Origin of the sequence: Actinokineospora sp. PR83, assembly GCF_021056305.1 — a bacterium.
Lineage (GTDB): Bacteria > Actinomycetota > Actinomycetes > Mycobacteriales > Pseudonocardiaceae > Actinokineospora > Actinokineospora spheciospongiae.
Genome location: NZ_JAJCXD010000028.1, coordinates 59,968 through 62,657 on the forward strand (window position 1 = coordinate 59,968; position 2,690 = coordinate 62,657).

Consider the following 2,690-nt stretch of genomic DNA (forward strand, 5'->3'; position numbering starts at 1 on the left):
GGTCATCCCTCGGCTCGTGGGTGGGCGAAGGTCAGCGTGAGCAGGGAGGCGGTCAGACCCCCCTGGGCAGGCAGCTCGACCACTGGACTGTCCTGCGCGGAGGCCCCTCCGGGCTGCACAGGATTGAGCTGCGCACCCCCGACCTGCCCGGCCGCTCCCGCGAACACGACCGCCCCACCCGGGGGCGACCCGCCGTCGGCTCCACCCGCCCCGGGCGACCAGCTCGCCACAGGAGCCGCCGGTGCAGAGGCACTCACCGGAGCAACCGGGAGCCTGACCGGCAGAACCCCTTCCCCCGGCCCGCTCGCCGGGGCAGAGGGGAACCCGCCCGGCGAAGCCCCTTCCGCCTGCCCGGCCGGGAACCCGACCGGCAAAGCTCCCTCCGCCGACCAGCTCGCTGAGGCGGCCGGGAACCCGACCGGCGAAGTCCCCTCCACCGGCCCGGTCACCGGGGTGACCGGCGCCTGCGGCCACGCCGCCCGGGTCTGCGCCTCCTGCCGCCCGACAACCGGGCCCGCCTGCACCGTTCCCCCCTGCCGTTGGGGCGTCGGCGGTTGGGGGCGGTCGAGCCAGTGGCGGGTGCGGCGGAACACCGGGGCGGGCAGGGGTTCGCGGGTGGGCGGGGTGGTCGGCACGTGCTCGGTGGCGATGAGGTGGGCGTTGGTGCCGCCGAGGCCGAAGGCGCTGACGGCGGCGGCCCGCGGCCCCGCGCTCTCCCACGCCCGCAGCTCGGTGTTCGGCGTGAACGGCGACGCGGCGAAGTCGAACCGGGGGTTCGGGGTCTCGCAGAACAGCGTCGGCGGGAGTTGGCGGTGCTTGAGGGCGAGGACGACCTTGAGCACGCCCGCCATCCCGGCCGCGGAGAGGAGGTGGCCGATGTTGGACTTGACGCTGCCGATGGCGCAGAAGGCGGTGTCGGCGGTGGTGCGGCGGTAGACGTCGGTGAGGGCGCGGACCTCGATCGGGTCACCGATCATGGTGCCGGTGCCGTGCGCCTCGACCAGCCCGATGTCGCGGGCGCCGAGACCGGAGGCGTCGAGGGCGCGCTGCACCACCTTCGCCTGCGCGGCCGGGTTGGGGGTGGTGAGCCCCATGGTGTGCCCGTCGTTGTTGACCGCGACGGCCCGGATGACCGCGTGGACGCGGTCGCCGTCGCGCAGGGCGCGGTCGAGCGTCTTGAGCAGCAGCACGCCGCAGCCCTCACCGGGCACGAACCCGTTGGCCCGCTCGTCGAAGGTGAAGCACCTGCCGTCCGGCGACAGGGCGCCCGCCGCGCTGAACTCCAGGTAGGGCTGCTCGTCGAGGAGCACGTCCACCCCACCGGCCACGGCCACCTCGGACTCCCCGTCGAGCAGGCTGCGGCAGGCGAGCTGGATGCCGACCAGCGACGAGGAGCAGGCGCTGTCCACCACCATGTTCGGCCCGTGGAAGTTGAACTGGTGCGACACCCGCGCGGCGACGAAGTTCTGGTCGGTCCCCATCCCCGCGGCCCCGCCGCGGGCACCGGTCCGCTCCCGGTAGTTCGACATCCGGGCCCCGACGAACACCCCCACGTCGCGCCCCCACAGCTCCCGCTCGCCGTACCCGGCGTCGGCCAGGGCGGCGGCGGTCCCCTCCAGGAACAGCCGGATCGTCGGGTCGAGGCACGTGGCCTCCTCGGCCCCCATGCCGAAGTACTCGGCGTCGAAGTCCTCGATCCCGTCGACGAACGCCCCCCACTTGCTGGTGGCGGTCCCGGGGTAGAACTCCGCGGTGTCCCACCGGCTGCCCGGCACCTCGGTGACCGAACACCTCTTGGCCGCGAGGTTGCGCCAGAACGCCTCAACGTCGGGCGCGTCCGGGAACCGGCACGCCATCCCGATGACCGCGATCTCCCGTCCCCCCGGCGCCTGCCCCGGCCGGGGTAGGTCCGGGGCAGGCGGGGTCGGCCGCTCCACAGTGGAGACCAGGGGGTCGCTCTCCACCACCGCGGCCGGTCCGACACCGGCGACGCCCAGAGCGCGGGCGAGTTCGCGGAGGGTCGGGTTCTCCAACAGCGTCCCCGGCTCCAGCCGCCGCCCGAGCCGCCCCTCGATGGCCGTGATCAACTCGGCCAGCATCACCGACTCGACCCCGAGGTCCTCAAACAGCGCGGTGGAGTCCAGCTCCCCCGCCGCGATCCCCAGCAACTCGGAGAAGACCCCCACCAACCACGCGGGCGGCTCCCCCTCCCCCAAGATCATCCCGCCCTGGGGACCCCCGATTTCCACGCTACCCGAGGGGACCGACACTCCGGCAGCCCGCGCGGACAGGCTGTGGACAACCTCTGCACCATCGTCCACGAAGGACGGAACCACACCGGTTCCCGCCACCTCCCCGGCCGTTTCCAAGATCATCCCGGCCTGGGGACCCCCGATTTCCACGTTACCGGCGGGGGGTGACAGGGCGGGAGGGGTCGCGGCGGAGCTGTGGACAACTGCGACAGGGGCGTGGATGGACATGCCGGGGCTCGGGTTGCCGAAGCTCGGGTTGCCAGGGCTCGGGTTGCCAGGGCTCGGGTTGCCAGGGCTCGGGTTGCTGAGGCTCAGGCCATCGGGGTTGTGGCTGCCTGGGTTGGGATTGCCCGGGTTGGGATTGCCCGGGCTCGGGTTTCCGGGGGCGGTGGGACTCGCAGCGGTGGGGGTGGGCTTGTGGGGTGGGTGGATCAGGGT

The 2,690-nt window shown here is 73.6% G+C and carries 1 protein-coding gene; it reads right to left on the reverse strand.

Features of this window, described 5'->3' with window-relative positions:
* Window positions 1-2 precede the first annotated feature (2 nt).
* Window positions 3-2,222, reverse strand: coding sequence for a beta-ketoacyl synthase N-terminal-like domain-containing protein (locus tag L6E12_RS10355; RefSeq protein WP_236227687.1), 2,220 nt, complete (start codon window positions 2,220-2,222; stop codon window positions 3-5).
* Window positions 2,223-2,690: the final 468 nt, after the last annotated feature.

Coding starts and splice junctions, on each gene's coding strand:
- L6E12_RS10355 (WP_236227687.1), bottom strand. CDS start 2,222: ATGATCTTGGGGGAGGGGGAGCCGCCCGCGTGGTTGGTGGGGGTCTTC.